This is a genomic window from Streptomyces sp. (assembly GCF_031181705.1).
GTDB lineage: Bacteria > Actinomycetota > Actinomycetes > Streptomycetales > Streptomycetaceae > Streptomyces.
Map to the genome: position 1 here is coordinate 1 of NZ_JAPSKN010000031.1, position 17,011 is coordinate 17,011.

Below are 17,011 nucleotides of genomic sequence, written 5' to 3' on the forward strand. Positions count from 1 at the left end.
AGGTAGGGTCTGGAAGCGTCCAGCTCCCCTTGGAGGAGGTGAGGACCGTGGCAGCCCACGACGACGACATGAACCGCGGCATCCGCCCGGGACGCGGGTCCGACGACCCGGCCGGGCAGATCGCCTATCTTGAGCAGGAGATCGCCGTCCTGCGACGCAAGCTCGCCGACTCTCCGCGGCACACGAGGATTCTCGAAGAGCGGATCGTCGAGCTGCAGACCAATCTGGCCGGCGTGTCCGCGCAGAACGAGCGACTCGCGAACACGCTCCGTGAGGCACGGGACCAGATCGTCGCCCTCAAGGAGGAAGTCGACCGGCTCGCGCAGCCGCCGGCCGGCTTCGGGGTCTTCCTGACGGCGAACGAGGACGGCACCGCCGACATCTTCACCGGCGGCCGCAAGCTCAGGGTGAACGTCAGCCCCAGCGTCGAGCTCGAGGAGCTCCGGCGCGGCCAGGAAGTCATGCTCAACGAAGCGCTCAACGTGGTCGAGGCCATGGAGTTCGAGCGCGTCGGTGACATCGTCACCCTCAAGGAGATCCTCGAGGACGGCGAGCGGGCCCTGGTGCTCGGGCACACCGACGAGGAGCGGGTGGTGCGGCTCGCCGAGCCGCTGCTGGACGTCACCATCCGCCCCGGCGACGCCCTGCTCCTGGAGCCCCGCTCCGGATACGTCTACGAGGTCGTCCCCAAGAGCGAGGTCGAGGAGCTCGTCCTCGAAGAGGTCCCCGACATCGGCTACGAGCAGATCGGCGGTCTCGGCGGCCAGATCGAGGCCATCCGGGACGCCGTCGAGCTCCCCTACCTCTACCCGGACCTGTTCAAGGAGCACGAACTGCGGCCGCCCAAGGGCGTGCTGCTGTACGGACCCCCTGGATGCGGTAAGACACTGATCGCCAAGGCCGTGGCCAACTCACTGGCCAAGAAGGTCGCCGAGGTGACCGGCCAGGCCGCCGGCAAGAGCTTCTTCCTGAACATCAAGGGCCCCGAGCTGCTCAACAAGTACGTCGGTGAGACGGAGCGGCAGATCCGCCTCGTCTTCCAGCGGGCCCGTGAGAAGGCCAGCGAGGGCACGCCCGTCATCGTCTTCTTCGACGAGATGGAGTCCCTCTTCCGCACCCGCGGCTCCGGTGTCAGCTCGGACGTGGAGAACACCATCGTCCCGCAGCTGCTCGCCGAGATCGACGGTGTGGAGGGCCTGCAGAACGTGGTCGTGATCGGCGCCTCCAACCGCGAGGACATGATCGACCCGGCCATCCTGCGTCCCGGCCGGCTGGACGTGAAGATCAAGATCGAGCGTCCGGACGCCGAGGCGGCCAAGGACATCTTCGGCAAGTACCTCACCGAGCGCCTCCCGCTGCACGCCGACGACCTCGGCGAGCACGGCGGCGACAAGGGTGCCACGGTCCAGAACATGATCCAGACGGCCGTCGAGCACATGTACGCCGAATCCGAGGAGAACCGCTTCCTGGAGGTCACCTACGCCAATGGTGACAAGGAAGTCCTGTACTTCAAGGACTTCAATTCCGGCGCCATGATCGAGAACATCGTGGGCCGTGCCAAGAAGATGGCGATCAAGGACTTCCTCGAGAAGAACCAGAAGGGCCTCCGGGTCTCCCACCTCCTCCAGGCCTGCGTGGACGAGTTCAAGGAGAACGAGGACCTGCCGAACACCACCAACCCCGACGACTGGGCCCGCATCTCCGGAAAGAAGGGCGAGCGGATCGTGTACATCCGTACGCTCATCACCGGAAAGCAGGGCGCGGACACCGGACGCTCCATCGACACGGTGGCGAACACCGGTCAGTACCTGTAAAAGGCAGGGCGGCTGCGGGTGCCCGTCGCGGGTACCCGCAGCCGACTGTTTTTCAGGCCACGGCTGGAGCAACGCAATGACGCAAATGATCTCCCCACCAGCGCAAAGGCGTTCTAGGCTCTTGCGTACCGCCGAGTCGCGCAGTGCGGGGACGGGCACCGCACACGCAACCGAGCGCCAGCGGTATCTGAGTGGCGCCCACGACCGAGGGTGCCGCCGGGCAAGGAGGGCCGCATGACCGTACGGCGAGTAATGGGCATCGAGACGGAGTACGGGATCTCCGTCCCCGGCCACCCCAACGCCAATGCCATGCTCACCTCGTCCCAGATCGTGAACGCCTACGCGGCGGCGATGCACCGGGCCCGCCGGGCCCGCTGGGACTTCGAGGAGGAGAATCCGCTGCGGGACGCGCGAGGCTTCGACCTCGCCCGTGAGGCCGCCGACTCCAGCCAGCTCACCGACGAGGACATCGGCCTGGCCAACGTGATCCTCACCAACGGTGCGCGGCTCTACGTCGACCACGCCCACCCCGAATACAGCTCTCCCGAGGTGACCAATCCGCGGGACGCGGTCCTGTGGGACAAGGCCGGCGAGCGGATCATGGCGGAGGCCGCGGAACGGGCCGCCCAGCTGCCCGGTGCCCAGCCGATCCACCTGTACAAGAACAACACCGACAACAAGGGCGCGTCCTACGGCACGCACGAGAACTACCTGATGAAGCGGGAGACCCCCTTCTCGGACATCGTGCGCCATCTGACGCCCTTCTTCGTCTCCCGTCAGGTCTTCGCCGGAGCGGGCCGCGTCGGCATCGGCCAGGACGGGCACGAGCATGGTTTCCAGCTCAGCCAGCGGGCCGACTACTTCGAGGTCGAGGTCGGCCTGGAGACGACGCTCAAGCGCCCCATCATCAACACCCGCGACGAGCCGCACGCGGACGCCGAGAAGTACCGGCGTCTGCACGTGATCATCGGTGACGCGAACCTGTCGGAGATCTCGACCTATCTGAAGCTGGGCACGACCGCGCTGGTGCTGTCGATGATCGAGGACGGTTTCATCGCCGTGGACCTGGCCGTCGACCAGCCGGTGCGCACCCTCCACCAGGTCTCGCACGACCCGTCCCTGAAGCGCCTGGTCACGCTGCGCAGCGGCCGTACGCTCACGGCGGTCCAGCTGCAGATGGAGTACTACGAGCTCGCGCGCAAGTACGTGGAGGAGCGGTTCGGCGCCGACGCCGACGAACAGACCAAGGACGTCCTGTCCCGCTGGGAGGACACCCTCACCCGTCTGGAGCACGACCCGATGAGTCTGGCCGGGGAGCTGGACTGGGTCGCCAAGCGGGAGCTGATGGAGGGCTACCGCCGCCGGGACGCCCTCGACTGGGACGCGGCCCGGCTGCACCTGGTCGACCTCCAGTACGCCGACGTACGGCCCGACAAGGGCCTCTACAACCGTCTGGTGGCCCGGGGGCGCATGAAGCGGCTGCTGACCGACGAGGACGTCGAGCGGGCCCGTACGGCGCCGCCGGAGGACACCCGGGCGTACTTCCGCGGACGCTGCCTGGAGCAGTACGCGGACGACGTCGCGGCCGCCTCCTGGGACTCGGTGATCTTCGATCTGCCGGGCCGGGACTCGCTGCAGCGCGTCCCAACCCTGGAACCGCTTCGCGGAACGCGTAATCACGTCAAGGAGCTCCTGGACCGCTGCCGTACCGCGGAAGACCTGGTCAGGGTGCTTTCGGGAGGATGAACGCGATCAGGGGGTACTCGGGTCGGGCCCGCCGGACAGGGTGGAAAATCCCTGGTCCGGGAATCATCGAGGTGGTCCCCGTACGTTGGAGCAACTGCGGGGCCATTGTCAGACCCGGCGAGTAGGGTCTGATCTTGACCGAGCAACTGTGTCGGGCGAACCGAGCGGGGTGAGGGATATGGCGACCAAGGACACCGGCGGCGGACAGCAGAAGGCCACCCGGTCCACCGAGGAGGTCGAGGAGCAGGCGGCAGAGGCGCAGGCTTCCGAGGACCTCAAGGAGCGTCAGGAGAAGCTGAGCGACGACGTGGACTCGGTTCTCGACGAGATCGACGACGTCCTTGAGGAGAACGCCGAGGACTTCGTGCGGTCCTTCGTGCAAAAAGGTGGCCAGTAAGGCGCCTGTGCCTTCATTTCGAAGGTGAATGGGGTGCGCGGGTGACGGACGGGCGGAGCGCGGAGCGCTGCGCGCGGGACAGGGCGTGACGCACTGTCCTCGTGTGCGGCGCTCCGGGCGTCCGACGGTGCCGGAACCCGGCGGCCCGCCGGCCGAGCGCGGCGGGCAAGTGCGGCATCGCTCCGGCGGAGTTGGGGTCGCCGGGCATGTGGATCACCGCCGCAGGACGGGTAGGGTCCGTGGCATACCGTGCCCCCGGTCGCAACCGGACCGGGGTTGTTCCAAGCATCGGCCCGACGTCACAGGGCGGGCTGTCGCATACGTGGAAGGAATCGCGTGGAAGCCAACACTCGTAGCACCGGGCGTCTACCAGCTGCCTTCCTGACGCCAGGCTCTTCCTCCTTCATGGACTTCCTGTCCGAGCACCAGCCGGAGATGCTGCCGGGCAACCGGCAACTGCCCCCCACCCAGGGCGTGATCGAGGCACCGCACGGGACCACGATCGTCGCCGTGACGTTCCCCGGCGGCGTCGTCCTCGCCGGTGACCGCCGGGCCACCATGGGCAACGTCATCGCGCAGCGGGACATCGAGAAGGTCTTCCCCGCCGACGAGTACTCGGCGGTGGGCATCGCCGGCACGGCGGGTCTGGCCGTGGAGATGGTGAAGCTCTTCCAGCTGGAGCTGGAGCACTTCGAGAAGGTCGAGGGCGCTCAGCTGTCCCTGGAGGGCAAGGCCAACCGGCTGTCGACGATGATCCGCTCGAACCTGGGCATGGCCATGCAGGGACTGGCCGTCGTCCCGCTGTTCGCCGGGTACGACGTCGACCGGGGGAAGGGCCGGATCTTCTCCTACGACGTCACGGGCGGGCGTTCCGAGGAGCAGGGGTACGCGGCCACCGGTTCCGGCTCGATCTTCGCGCGGGGCGCGATGAAGAAGCTCTTCCGGGAGGACCTGAGCGAGGCCGAGGCCACGACGCTCGTGGTCCAGGCGCTCTACGACGCGGCAGACGACGACTCGGCGACCGGTGGTCCCGACGTCGCCCGCCGGATCTATCCCATCGTCACCGTGATCACCGAGGACGGCTTCCGCCGGCTCTCCGAGGACGAGGCGTCGCAGATCGCGCGCTCGATCCTGGAGCGGCGGCTGGAGCAGCCGGACGGTCCGCGGGCCGCGCTGCTGTGAGCGGCGGGCTGTCTTGACGAGGTGGTCCAGTGAATCGACGGAATCCTGAAGAGAGGGACGGATAACCGGTGTCGACGCCGTTCTATGTCTCACCCCAGCAGGCCATGGCCGACCGGGCGGAGTACGCCCGGAAGGGCATCGCCCGTGGTCGCAGCCTGGTCGTGCTGCAGTACGCCGACGGCATCGTGTTCGTCGGCGAGAACCCGTCCCGTGCGCTGCACAAGTTCAGCGAGATCTACGACCGGATCGGCTTCGCGGCCGCCGGCAAGTACAACGAGTACGAGAACCTGCGGATCGGCGGCGTGCGCTACGCCGACCTGCGGGGTTACACCTACGACCGGGGCGATGTGACGGCCCGGGGCCTGGCGAACGTGTACGCGCAGACGCTGGGCACGATCTTCTCCAGCGCGGCCGAGAAGCCGTACGAGGTGGAGCTGGTGGTGGCCGAGGTCGGGGAGACGCCCGACGGCGACCAGATCTACCGGCTGCCGCACGACGGGTCCATCGTGGACGAGCACGGCTCGGTCGCGGTGGGCGGCAACGCGGAGCAGATCAGCAGCTACCTGGATCAGCGCCACCGGGACGGTATGACGCTGGCGGAGGCGCTGAAGCTGGCGGTGCAGTCGCTGTCGCGCGACACCAACGGCAGCGAGCGGGAGATTCCCGCGGAGCGGCTGGAGGTGGCGGTGCTGGACCGGACGCGGCCGCAGAAGCGGAAGTTCAAGCGGATCAGCGGGCGCCAGCTGTCCCGGTTGCTGGAGGAGGCGGCCGCGGCGGGCGGTTCGGAGACGGCGTCGAAGGACCCCGAGTAGTCGTACCGAGGGTTGCTTCGGGCGTGCCCCGGTCGCGGTTGTGGCGGCCGGGGCGCGGTCGTGTGGGGGTGCGCCTCCTCGCCTGACGGTGGGGTGGTGGGTCGGGGCCGCACCGGGGGGTGTTCCGTCCTCGGAACGGCGCGAGGGGGTCGGACGCCGACCGACTGTCCGTTGACGCGCCAACCGCTGCGGGCGCACACCCCCTGCACGGCCCTTCGCGCCGTCCGGCGGGTGCGGGCGCGTCGTGCTTCCGCCCTGGCTGCGGGCATGCGTGCCGCGGGGGGCACCTCGTTCCGCCGAGTGCGGACCCACCCGGCCTCGACTAACGCGGTGGTGCCGTGGAGCCCCGTTCCACCAGCCGGACCGGGATGTCCCCGCTCTCGGGCTCACGGTCCTCCAGGACGGCCAGCAGGGCCCGCATGCCCCGTTCGCCGAACAGTTCCGCGTCCAGGCGGACCGTCGTCAGCTCCGGGTCGATCGCCGTGGCCAGGGCCAGGTCGTCCAGGCCGGTGACCGACAGGTCGTCCGGGATGCGCAGGCCCAGGCGGCGGGCCGCCTTGTACACGCCCGCGGCCAGGAGGTCGTCGTCGCAGACCACGGCCGTGGGACGAGGTCCGCGGGCGGACAGGGCGGCCTCCGCCGCCGGTACCGCCTCCTCGATGGAGATCGGGGAGCGGGCCGTGGAGACCGAGGTGCCGGGCACGGCGGCGAGGCGGGAGGCCAGTTCCCGGGACCGTACCTCGAAGGTCCAGGACGGCACGTCCGCCGCGAGGTGGAGGAAGCGGCGGTGGCCCAGGGACAGCAGGTGCTCGGCGACCTGGCGGACACCGTCGGCGATGTCCAGGTTGACCGTCGCCGCGCCGTGGCTGCCCGCCGGGTCGCTGTCCAGCATGACCAGGGGGAGCGCCTCGCCGCGGATGGCGGTCAGCGCGTCCGCCGCCATGGACGAGGCGATGACGCCGTCCAGGGCCGCCTGCGCGGAGGCGAACGGGTCGCGCGCGGGGCCGATGCCCTCGGGGGAGGGGTAGAGGACCACGCCGAAGCCGTGCTCCGCGGCGACCCGGGCCGCGCCGGTGTAGACGCCCGCGAAGAACTCCGTGGTGAGGGCCGGGACCACCAGCAGGACCGTGCGCGTACGGCCCAGACGCAGGTGGCGGGCGGCCATGTTCGGGCGGTAGCCCAGGTCGCGGGCGGCCTCGCGGACCCGTGCGGCGGTCGCCTCCGAGACGCGGCCGCGCCACTTGTCGCCCAGGACCAGCGACACGGCCGCCTGGGAGACGCCGGCGGCCTGGGCGACGTCCCGGCTCGTGGGGCGGGTGCTGCCTCGTGCCACCGTGGGCCTGCTCTTTCGTATGGACGCGTGAACAGCCGACATGGTACGTATGGAGCTCGACGTTATACGTAAAACCTAGGGCGGGGACATGGCCACGGGATACCTGGAGATCCTTCGGGCGCGACACGCCGCCCGGCTGCTCGTCGGCACACTGGTCGGCCGGCTGCCCAACGCCACGGCCGCCATCGCGATCGTGCTCTTCGTGCGCGCGGAGGGCGGCACGTACAGCCTGGCCGGTGCGCTGGCGGCGGTGTACGGCGTCGCCAACGCCGTCGGCCAGCCGGTGCTGGGGCGGTTCGTGGACCTGCGCGGACAGCCGCGGGTGCAGCTGCCCGCCGCCGTGCTGTCGGCGCTGGCGATGGCCGCCTTCGCCTTCCTCGGCATCGGCTCGCTCCCGCTCGCGTACCTCGCCGTCGCGGCCGCCGGTCTGTTCACGCCGCCCCTGGAGGGCGGGCTGCGGGCGCTGTGGCCCTCCGTGCTGCGCCGGGAGGACCAGGTGCACACGGCGTACGCCATGGACGCCGTGGCCCAGGAGGTGATGTTCACCGCCGGGCCGCTGCTGGTGACGCTGTGCGTGTCCCTGTGGTCCGCGCAGGCCGCGCTGCTCGTGCTGAACGTCGTCGGGGTGCTCGGGGCGCTGTCCGTGGTCGTGTCGCCGCCCTCGCGGGCCTGGCGGTCGGCGCCGCGCGAGGCCCACTGGCTCGGTGCGCTGCGCTCGTCGGGGCTGCTGGCCCTGCTCGCGGCGTTCCTGTTCATCGGGATGGCCCTGGGGTCCATCACGGTCGCCTCCGTGCCCTACGCGGACGACCACGGCGGCGACGCCGTGTACGGGTGGCTGATGGCGGCGCTGGGCTTCGGCGCGCTGGTGGGCGGTGCCGTCTACGGCGCCCGGCAGTGGGCCGGTGAGCCCGCGCGGCGACTGCGGGTGCTGGTGGCCCTCCTGGTGGTGTGTTACCTGCCGCTGATGCTCATGCCGGACGCGGTGCCCATGGTGGCGCTGACCGCGCTCGCCGGCGTCTTCCTCGCGCCCGCCATCGCCTGCGCGTTCGTCCTGGTCGACCGGCACGCCCCGCGCGGCACGGTCACCGAGGCGTTCTCCTGGCTGGTGACCACCTTCACCGTGGGCCACTCGGTCGGCACGGGCGTCGCGGGGCCCGTCGTGGAGGCGGGCGGGGCGCAGTGGGGCTTCGCCGTGCCGGCTCTCGCGGGTGGCGTGTCCCTGCTGGTTTTGGCCGCCACGGGACGGGTAGTCGCAGCTCCCGGCCAAGGAGCGGTCGTCGCGGCCGGTTCGGAAAATGATCCGAACCGTGCCGTCGAACCCCGTTTCAGTTCAGGGGATCGGGCGTAATGTTCCCTCATGGACCGCCGCATTTTCGGGCTGGAGAACGAGTACGGCGTCACGTGCACGTTCAGGGGACAGCGCCGCCTGTCTCCTGACGAGGTGGCGCGGTACCTCTTCCGCCGTGTCGTGTCATGGGGCCGTAGCAGCAATGTCTTCCTGCGAAACGGCGCCCGCCTCTATCTCGACGTGGGATCGCATCCGGAATACGCCACACCCGAATGTGACAACGTGATCGAACTGGTCACCCACGACAAAGCCGGCGAGCGCATTCTCGAAGGACTCCTGGTGGACGCCGAACGACGCCTGCACGAGGAAGGAATCGCGGGCGACGTCTACCTCTTCAAGAACAACACCGACTCGGCGGGCAACTCCTACGGATGCCATGAGAACTACCTCGTGGCGCGGCACGGGGAGTTCTCGCGTCTCGCGGACATTCTGATCCCGTTCCTGGTCACACGGCAGTTGCTGTGCGGCGCGGGCAAGGTGCTGCAGACACCGCGCGGTGCCGTGTACTGCGTCAGCCAGCGGGCCGAGCACATCTGGGAGGGCGTCTCCTCGGCGACCACCCGCTCCCGCCCGATCATCAACACGCGCGACGAGCCGCACGCGGACGCCGAGCGCTACCGCCGCCTGCACGTCATCGTGGGCGACTCGAACATGTCCGAGACCACCAACCTGCTCAAGGTCGGCGCCACCGACCTGGTGCTGCGCATGATCGAGGCGGGCACGGTGATGCGCGACCTGACCCTGGAGAACCCGATCCGGGCCATCCGGGAGGTCAGCCACGACATCACCGGCCGCCGCAAGGTCCGCCTGGCCAGCGGCCGCGAGGCCTCCGCGCTGGAGGTGCAGCGCGAGTACTACGAAAAGGCCCTGGACTTCTGCGAGCGCCGCGGCATCCGCACCGGCACCGTGGAGCGGGTCCTGGAACTGTGGGGCCGCACGCTCGACGCGATCGAGTCCGAGGACCTCGACCGCATCGGCACCGAGATCGACTGGGTCATGAAGTACAAGCTCATCGAGCGCTACCGGGCCAAGCACAACATGACGATGTCGCACCCCCGGGTCGCGCAGATAGACCTCGCCTACCACGACATCCACCGCCGTCGTGGCCTGTACTACCTGCTCGAGAAGAAGGGGCAGGCGGCCCGCGTCTGCAACGACTTGAAGATCTTCGAGGGCAAGTCCGTCCCACCGCAGACCACTCGGGCCCGGCTGCGCGGCGACTTCATCCGGCGGGCCCAGGAGCAGCGCCGCGACTTCACGGTCGACTGGGTGCACCTCAAGCTCAACGACCAGGCGCAGCGCACCGTGTTGTGCAAGGACCCGTTCCGGTCGGTGGACGACCGCGTGGAGAAGCTGATCGCCGGAATGTGAGCCGACGCACCGGCGCGGGAAAACAGCCGGAACGCCACACGGGCGCCGTACGTTACCAGTGCGGCGCCCTGCTCACGCCGTAGAGTTGCGCGCACTCCATCCAAGAGATCGACCGATTACGAGGCCCCCACAGTGCGCCGACGCTCACTTCTTCTCACCGTGCCCGCAGGTCTGGCCACGCTCGCCGCGTGCGGCGACGACAAGTCCGACTCGAGCAAGGCCAGCGACAGCCCGTCGCCCTCGGCGTCCGGTCCGTCCGCCGCTCCGTCGCCGAAGATCGTCGACGGCCCGCTGCCCGCGGTCACGGCCGGCACCAAGTTCGACGAGAAGCCCACGGTCGCGAAGGGCAGTGGCGAGCCGTCGAAGGACCTCGCGGTGAAGACCCTCATCGCGGGCGGCGGCAAGACCGTCGCGGAGAACGACTTCGTCGTGGCGAACTACCTGGGCCAGGTGTGGAACACCGCCAAGGTCTTCGACAACTCCTACGACCGCAAGGCCCGCCTGGCCATCCAGCTCACCCAGGGCCAGATCATCGACGGCTGGCGGTACGCGCTGGCGGGCAAGAAGGCCGGCAGCCGCGTCGAGATGGCCGTCCCGCCCACCTGGGGCTACGGCACGCAGGGCAACGCCCAGGCGGGCATCAAGGGCACCGACACGCTGGTCTTCGTCGTCGACATCCAGGACGCGTTCAACGCCACCAGCTCCGCCAAGGGCAAGGAGGTCCCGCAGCAGAACGCGGACCTGCCCAAGGTCGGCACCAACACCGACGGCAAGGCCCCCTCCATCGAGGTGCCCGACAAGGCCGCGCCGAAGAAGCTCGTCGCGGAGTACGTCCTGGAGGGCGACGGCGAGGAGGTCGCCGCCGAGAACAGCGTCCTCGTGCAGTACAAGGGCGTGCTGTGGGACGGCGGCAAGGAGTTCGACTCCTCGTACGCCAACAAGCAGCTCGTGTCGTTCTCGCTGCAGCAGGTCGTCAAGGGCTGGGCGCAGGGCCTGACCGGCAAGAAGGTCGGCAGCCGGGTCCTGATCGTCGTCCCGCCGGAGCTGGGCTACGGCGACAACCCGCCGCAGGGCAGCGGCATCAAGAAGGACTCCACGCTGGTCTTCTCGGTGGACATCCTCGCGAAGCTGTGAGGCGCGCGGGATGTAAGACTGTGCGTGTTCGCCTTTCCGCAGACAAGCAGGAGCAGCAGACGTGAGCATCGACAAGCCCGAGATCGACTTCCCGGGCGGCGAGCCCCCGGCGGACCTCGAGATCAAGGACATCTGGGAAGGCGACGGCCCGGTCGCGCAGGCCGGCCAGACCGTCACCGTGCACTACGTGGGTGTCGCCTTCAGCACGGGTGAGGAGTTCGACGCCAGCTGGAACCGCGGCACTCCGTTCCGCTTCCCGCTGGGTGGCGGCCGGGTCATCAAGGGCTGGGACCAGGGCGTGCAGGGCATGAAGGTCGGCGGCCGCCGCCAGCTGACCATCCCCGCCCACCTCGCCTACGGCAACCAGAGCCCGACCCCGGCGATCAAGCCCGGCGAGACGCTGATCTTCGTCGTCGACCTGCTCGGGGTCTGAGCAAGGACCGACAGACTCGATCACGTGGGGCCCATGCCTGCTCGGGCATGGGCCCTCGGCTTTTGCCGTACCACCCTGTGGCGGTACGGTCATCGCTCGTAAGCACCATAGGGAGGCGAAGCGCGTCGATGGCCATTGCCAAGGCCGAGCGGCTGATGAACCTGGCACTGTGTCTGCTCGGGACACGCCGGCCGCTGAGCAAGCGCGAGCTGCGTGACTCCATCGAGGCCTACGTCGAGGCCTTCGGGCCGGGCAACGGCGCGAGCGGCAGCGACGACTCCTTCAACCGCATGTTCGAGCGCGACAAGGACGACCTGCGCGAACTCGGACTGGTCATCGAGACCGTCGAGAGCCTCGACGGCGAGGTCGGCTACATGGCCCGCCGTGACAGCAACCGACTGCCGCCCATCACCCTGGACGCCGAGGAGGCCGCCGCCCTGGGCCTCGCCGCCAAGGTGTGGCAGCAGGCCCGGCTCGCCGGCGCGGCCAGCGGCGCCCTGCAGAAGCTGCGCGCGGCGGGGCTGCCCGAGGACGTCGACCCGTACGGCTCGCACGGCGCGCTGGAGCCGCGGATCCCGGTGCACGAGGCGGCGTTCGAGCCGCTGATGCTGGCCTGCCGGGACCGGCGGCCCGTCGTCTTCGACTACCGCAAGGCCACGGCCGCCCACCCCGAGCAGCGGCACGTCGAGCCGTGGGCACTGGAGTGCTGGCGGGGCCACTGGTACCTGGCGGGCTGGGACCGCGACCGGGGGGCCGAGCGGGTGTTCCGGCTGTCCCGGATCACCGGCAAGGTCCGCTCCCGCGGTGGCCGCTACACCGCCGACGTGCCGGACGTCGTCACGGTCCGGGAGACCGTCGCGGGCTGGGCCGGGGAGATCGCCGACCGCTCGGCCCGGATCCGGCTGCGCTCGGACGCCGGGTACCCCCTTCGGGCGAAGGCCACCTCGGTCCGGGAACTCGGCGACGGCTGGGACGAGTTGGAGATTCCGTACGGTCACGGCCTTGACGCCTGGCTGGTGGAGTTCGGGCCCGACGTGGTCGTCCTGGAGCCCGCCGAGCTGCGGGCCGACGTGGTGGACCGGCTGCGTGCCGTGGCCAAGGGCTGAGGGGGAGCGGAGCGACTGTGGCAGGCAAACCGGTCAGGGCGGTCAACGCCATCGACCAGACCCGGCGGATGCTCTCCCTGGTGACGTACCTCAGGGAGCGCCCCGGGGCCCGGGTCGAGGACGTCGCGCGCGCCTTCGGCATCACCGAGGACGAGCTGGTCTCCGACCTCGACGTGCTGCCCATGTGCGGCACGAGCTTCCGCGGCGGCGACCTCCTCGACATCGACACCGACGGTGAGCGCATCTGGTGGCACAACCCGGCCGCCCTGGCCGCCGAGGCCGCCGAGCCGCTCCGACTCGCCGCCGACGAGGCCACCGCGCTGCTCGTCGCCGCCCGGGCCGTGGCCACCCTGCCGGGACTGCGCGAGAGCGACCGGCAGGCGCTGCTGCGTGCGACGGCCAAGGTGGAGACCGCGGCCGGCGAGGCCGCGGGGGCCAGCTCGCGGCTGTCGGTGACCTTCGAGTCCGAGGGCGGCGTCTTCGCGGACGTCGACCGGGCGATCGCCGAGCGCCGCCGGCTGTGGATCCGCTACTACTCGCCCGCCCGCGACGAGGTCACCGAGCGGGAGATCGACCCCATCCGCCTGGTCAGCGTCGGGCACACCTACGTCGAGGCCTGGTGTCGCCGCTCCGAGGCGCGCCGCACCTTCCGGCTCGACCGGGTCGCCGAGATCAGGATCCTGGACGAGCCCTCGGCCCCGCCCGAGATCGAGCTGCGCGACCTGTCCGAGGCACTGGTGCAGCCCGCGGCCGAGGACCCGGAGGTCGTGATCGAGGTCGGGCCCGGCGGCCGGTGGGTCGCCGAGTACTACCCGCACGACAGTGCGGACGAGCTGCCGGACGGCGGGCTGCGTATCACGCTGCGGACGCCCGAACCGGCGTCGCTGCGCCGCCTGGCGCTGCGGCTCGGACGGGACGGCCGGATCGTCTCCCCGCCGGAGCTGGCCGACAGCGCCCGGCAGGCGGCGCGTGAGGCACTGGCGGCGTACGACGGCGTCGAGGCCGCGGGCGCGGCCGGCGTGGCCGAGGCGGTGGGAATCGCCGCCGCCCCCGAGGCGCCCGTCGCGCCGAAGCCGCCCGAGGTGCCCGTCGCGCCCGAGGTGCGCGAGGGGCCCGGGGCACAGGCGGTCGCGGCGGCGCAGGCGGTTCCGGACGGGCCGGGTGGCGGGCGCGGGTGAGTGTGGGCGCTCACCGCACGGGCGGTCCGCGGAGGCCGCCGCGTGCGGCCCCGGAGGCGATGGACCCCAGGAAGAGGAGCGAGGGCTGTGACCGATTCGGCGACGTTTGGTGCGCGGGGGATGACGGTGGAGTCCGCGTTCGCCGGGATGAGAAGCGTGTCCCCGGTGGTGTTCCGGGCGGGCTGCCCGGACTGCCGGGAGCGCTTCGAGCTCACCGCGAGCGCCCTGCGCCTCGCCATCGGCGCCACGAGCCGTACGACCTTCTACTCCTTCACCTGCCCGGAGTGCGGCGCGTCCGTCCGCAAGCCCGCCGGGGAGCGGATCGTGGAGCTGCTCACCGGTGGCGGTGTGCGGACGCTGCGGCTGCACTCCACCGTGTAGAGGGTCGCGGCGTCCGGACCCGCGGGACGGTCTAGGCTCGGCGTCATGTTCTGGCCGATGTTCGCGATCGCTGTGGGTTTCGTGGGTCTCGCCGTGCTGGGGGTGCTCGCCGTGCGGGTGTTCGTGGAGGCACAGCGCCTGGGCAGGCAGGTCACGGACTCGGCGCGCCGGATCAGCCGCGCCGCCGAGGATCTGGAGCGGGCCGCGGAGAGCGCCGCCCGGTCCGCGGACGCCCTGTGAGCCGTCGGGCAGGCGGCTGTGAGTCTCGCTCTGGACCACTTCGCTCTGTCACCCTGCCGGTTCGGGCAGGTACCCTGCTGGTCGCGGCCCGGTTAACGAGGCACTGGTCGCGGACGGGAGTACGCACAGGGATTGCAGAGGGATTGCCTCACGTTCACCCCCGGGCGTTACGATCGCTGTCGTGACGATCGTTCGGACATGTGTCCGACTGATCGGACAGCACCCCACCACAGCCGCCTCGGTGAGAAGGTAAAGACTTATGTTCGGAAGGCTCGGAGCCCCCGAGATCATTCTCATCCTCGTCGTCATCATCCTGCTGTTCGGCGCGAAGAAGCTTCCGGACATGGCTCGGTCGCTCGGCAAGTCCGCGCGGATCCTCAAGAGCGAGGCCAAGGCCATGAAGGACGAGAACAAGTCGTCCACGACCCCGGCCGGCCCGCCCAGCACCGACGAGCCCGCGCAGCGCACCATCCAGGCCGCCCCCGGTGACGTGACCAGCTCGCGCCCGGTCAACGAGCCGACGGACACGACCAAGCGCTGACGCAGGGCCGGTGACCTCCGGCCCGCCGCACGAGATGGGAACGTGGGTTGCTGAAGTCTGCCCGCAAGAAGGAGAAGGACCCCGAGGGGCGGATGCCCCTCGCGGAGCACCTTCGCGAGCTCCGCAACCGGCTCGCCAAGGCGATTCTGGCGATCGTCGTCGTCACGGTCTTCGCCGCGTTCTTCTACAACGACATCATCAACTTGATCACCGAGCCGATCCTCGACTCGGTCGGCTGTGACAAGACCTTCGCGGAACTGGCCGAGTCGCAGGTGGGCACCGAGCCCTGTGCCCAGATCACCATCAACGGCCTGCTCACGCCCTTCACCCTGGCGCTGAAGGTGTCCCTCATGGCCGGTGTCGTGCTGGCCTCGCCTGTCTGGCTCTACCAGCTGTGGGCCTTCGTCGCGCCCGGACTGCACCGGCACGAGAAGAAGTACGCCTACGCCTTCGTGGCCACGGGTGCCCCGCTGTTCGTCATCGGCGCCTACTTCGCGTACACGGTCCTTCCCACCACCGCCAAGGTGCTGCTCGAATTCACGCCGGGCGGCACGTCCAACCTCCTCCCGCTGGACGACCTGCTCGACCTGGTCATGCGGATGGTGCTCGTCTTCGGCCTCTCGTTCGAGCTGCCGCTGCTGCTGGCCATGCTCAACCTCACCGGGGTGATCAGCGGCAAGCGCATGCTCGGCTGGTGGCGCGGCATGATCATGGGCATCACGGTCTTCGCGGCCGTCGCCACCCCCAGCACGGACCCGCTGACCATGCTGGCGCTCGCGGCGCCGATCTGGATCCTCTACTTCGCGGCCGTCGCCTTCTCCCTGGTCAACGACCGCCGCCGCAGCCGCCGCGAGGCCCTCGGTCCCGCCGATGACGAGGCCTCCGAGCTGGATCTCACCCCCGAGGACATCGGCGAGATCGAGCCCGTGACGACCAGCCGGGCCGCCCTGCCCGAGCAGGCGAGCGCGGACCGGACCGAACGTGTCAACGGTTATGACGACGTGACCTGAGGACCGGCGGGCAGCTCATAAGGTCACTGTCGTGACCAGCGAGATCACCCTCTTCGTCAACCCCACAGCGGGACGCGGCCGGGGCGCCCGCGCGGCGCAGCCGGCCGCTTCCGCGTTGCGGGCGGCCGGCTTCTCCGTCCGCACCGTGCTCGGTGAGGACGCCGACGACGCCCTCGTCCGCGCGCGTGCCGCCGTCGAGGGCGGCACCGGGGCGCTGATCGCCGTCGGCGGCGACGGCATGGCCAACCTCGCGCTGCGGGCGGTCGCGGGCACGCGCACCCCGCTCGGCCTGGTCGCCGTCGGCACCGGCAACGACTTCGCCCGCGCCCTGGGACTGCCCGTGCGCCGGCCGGACGCCGCGGGCCGCATGATCGCCGACGCCCTCAAGTGCGACCGGATCCGGGACGTCGACCTCGGCCGGGTGGGCGACCGCTGGTTCGGCACGGTCCTCGCCTCCGGCTTCGACTCCCGCGTCAACGACCGCGGCAACCGCATGCGCCGGCCCGCCGGGCGCCTCAAGTACGACCTGGCGATGATCGCCGAACTGGCCGCGTTCCGGCCCGTCCCGTACCGCATCCGGCTCGACGACGGCGAGGTGCGCGAGGTCGAGGCCACCCTCGTGGCCGTCGGCAACGGCTCCTCCTACGGCGGCGGCATGCGGATCTGTCCCGGCGCCGACCTGACCGACGGGCTGTTCGACATCACGGTGGTCGGGGACTGCAGCCGCACCACGCTGCTGCGGGTGTTCCCGAGGGTGTACCGGGGGACGCACGTCGACCACCCCGCGGTGACGGTGCTGCGGGCCGCCCGGGTCGAGATCGCCGCCGAGGACGTCACCGGCTACGCCGACGGGGAGCCGCTCGGTCCGCTGCCGCTGACCGCGCGCTGCGTGCGTGGGGGCGTGCGGGTCGTCGGTCCTTGAAGCGCGTCGCCCCGCCGTGCCCGGGGGCCCGTCGCCCCGCCGTGCCCGGGGCCCGTCGCCCCT

At 70.5% G+C, this 17,011-nt stretch carries 17 protein-coding genes; 16 read left to right on the forward strand and 1 reads right to left on the reverse strand.

Features of this window, described 5'->3' with window-relative positions; genetic code table 11:
• The first annotated feature begins 47 nt into the window (after window positions 1-47).
• From arc to prcA, 5 genes are all read left to right on the forward strand, one after another.
• Window positions 48-1,814 carry a proteasome ATPase gene (gene arc / locus RIN80_RS09170; protein ID WP_114251065.1) on the forward strand — a complete coding sequence of 589 codons (1,767 nt, stop codon included), beginning with the start codon at window positions 48-50 and terminating at the stop codon, window positions 1,812-1,814.
• A 234-nt stretch (window positions 1,815-2,048) separates the two neighbouring features.
• Window positions 2,049-3,560: a depupylase/deamidase Dop gene (dop, locus tag RIN80_RS09175; RefSeq protein WP_375141654.1), complete on the forward strand. Its 1,512-nt coding sequence runs from the start codon at window positions 2,049-2,051 to the stop codon at window positions 3,558-3,560.
• 178 nt (window positions 3,561-3,738) lie between these two features.
• On the forward strand, window positions 3,739-3,957 hold the full coding sequence (locus RIN80_RS09180; protein ID WP_030244016.1) for a ubiquitin-like protein Pup: 219 nt from the start codon (window positions 3,739-3,741) through the stop codon (window positions 3,955-3,957).
• A gap of 336 nt (window positions 3,958-4,293) precedes the next feature.
• Complete coding sequence (gene prcB / locus RIN80_RS09185) at window positions 4,294-5,139, forward strand: proteasome subunit beta (protein ID WP_309095027.1); 846 nt, start codon at window positions 4,294-4,296, stop codon at window positions 5,137-5,139.
• Window positions 5,140-5,207: 68 nt separating this feature from the next.
• Window positions 5,208-5,951: a proteasome subunit alpha gene (gene prcA, locus RIN80_RS09190; protein ID WP_309095028.1), complete on the forward strand. Its 744-nt coding sequence runs from the start codon at window positions 5,208-5,210 to the stop codon at window positions 5,949-5,951.
• A gap of 322 nt (window positions 5,952-6,273) precedes the next feature.
• On the opposite strand, the gene RIN80_RS09195 is transcribed toward prcA, so the two are convergent.
• A complete protein-coding gene (locus tag RIN80_RS09195) occupies window positions 6,274-7,326 on the reverse strand; it encodes a LacI family DNA-binding transcriptional regulator (RefSeq protein ID WP_309095029.1) in 1,053 nt (350 codons plus the stop codon).
• A gap of 46 nt (window positions 7,327-7,372) precedes the next feature.
• Here RIN80_RS09195 and RIN80_RS09200 point away from each other — a divergent pair, with 46 nt between their 5' ends.
• From RIN80_RS09200 to RIN80_RS09250, 11 genes are all read left to right on the forward strand, one after another.
• Window positions 7,373-8,632, forward strand: a complete 1,260-nt coding sequence (locus RIN80_RS09200; RefSeq protein ID WP_309095030.1) for an MFS transporter — start codon at window positions 7,373-7,375, stop codon at window positions 8,630-8,632.
• Between the two features lie 9 nt (window positions 8,633-8,641).
• Complete coding sequence (gene pafA, locus RIN80_RS09205; protein WP_309095031.1) at window positions 8,642-10,003, forward strand: Pup--protein ligase; 1,362 nt, start codon at window positions 8,642-8,644, stop codon at window positions 10,001-10,003.
• Between the two features lie 132 nt (window positions 10,004-10,135).
• The gene (locus tag RIN80_RS09210; RefSeq protein ID WP_309095032.1) at window positions 10,136-11,137 is read left to right on the forward strand and encodes an FKBP-type peptidyl-prolyl cis-trans isomerase; all 1,002 of its coding nucleotides are present in this window, start codon (window positions 10,136-10,138) and stop codon (window positions 11,135-11,137) included.
• A gap of 61 nt (window positions 11,138-11,198) precedes the next feature.
• The gene (locus RIN80_RS09215; RefSeq protein WP_019754140.1) at window positions 11,199-11,570 is read left to right on the forward strand and encodes an FKBP-type peptidyl-prolyl cis-trans isomerase; all 372 of its coding nucleotides are present in this window, start codon (window positions 11,199-11,201) and stop codon (window positions 11,568-11,570) included.
• A gap of 128 nt (window positions 11,571-11,698) precedes the next feature.
• Complete coding sequence (locus tag RIN80_RS09220; protein ID WP_309095033.1) at window positions 11,699-12,676, forward strand: WYL domain-containing protein; 978 nt, start codon at window positions 11,699-11,701, stop codon at window positions 12,674-12,676.
• A gap of 17 nt (window positions 12,677-12,693) precedes the next feature.
• Window positions 12,694-13,854 (forward strand): WYL domain-containing protein, encoded by a 1,161-nt coding sequence (locus RIN80_RS09225; RefSeq protein ID WP_309095034.1) that lies wholly within the window; start codon window positions 12,694-12,696, stop codon window positions 13,852-13,854.
• A 120-nt stretch (window positions 13,855-13,974) separates the two neighbouring features.
• Window positions 13,975-14,235 (forward strand): hypothetical protein, encoded by a 261-nt coding sequence (locus tag RIN80_RS09230; protein ID WP_309095035.1) that lies wholly within the window; start codon window positions 13,975-13,977, stop codon window positions 14,233-14,235.
• A 45-nt stretch (window positions 14,236-14,280) separates the two neighbouring features.
• Window positions 14,281-14,475, forward strand: coding sequence for a hypothetical protein (locus RIN80_RS09235; protein ID WP_309095036.1), 195 nt, complete (start codon window positions 14,281-14,283; stop codon window positions 14,473-14,475).
• A gap of 259 nt (window positions 14,476-14,734) precedes the next feature.
• A complete protein-coding gene (gene tatA, locus RIN80_RS09240; RefSeq protein ID WP_309095037.1) occupies window positions 14,735-15,016 on the forward strand; it encodes a Sec-independent protein translocase subunit TatA in 282 nt (93 codons plus the stop codon).
• Window positions 15,017-15,063: 47 nt separating this feature from the next.
• On the forward strand, window positions 15,064-16,026 hold the full coding sequence (tatC, locus tag RIN80_RS09245) for a twin-arginine translocase subunit TatC (RefSeq protein ID WP_309095038.1): 963 nt from the start codon (window positions 15,064-15,066) through the stop codon (window positions 16,024-16,026).
• A gap of 31 nt (window positions 16,027-16,057) precedes the next feature.
• A complete protein-coding gene (locus RIN80_RS09250; RefSeq protein ID WP_309095039.1) occupies window positions 16,058-16,948 on the forward strand; it encodes a diacylglycerol kinase in 891 nt (296 codons plus the stop codon).
• Window positions 16,949-17,011 lie beyond the last annotated feature (63 nt).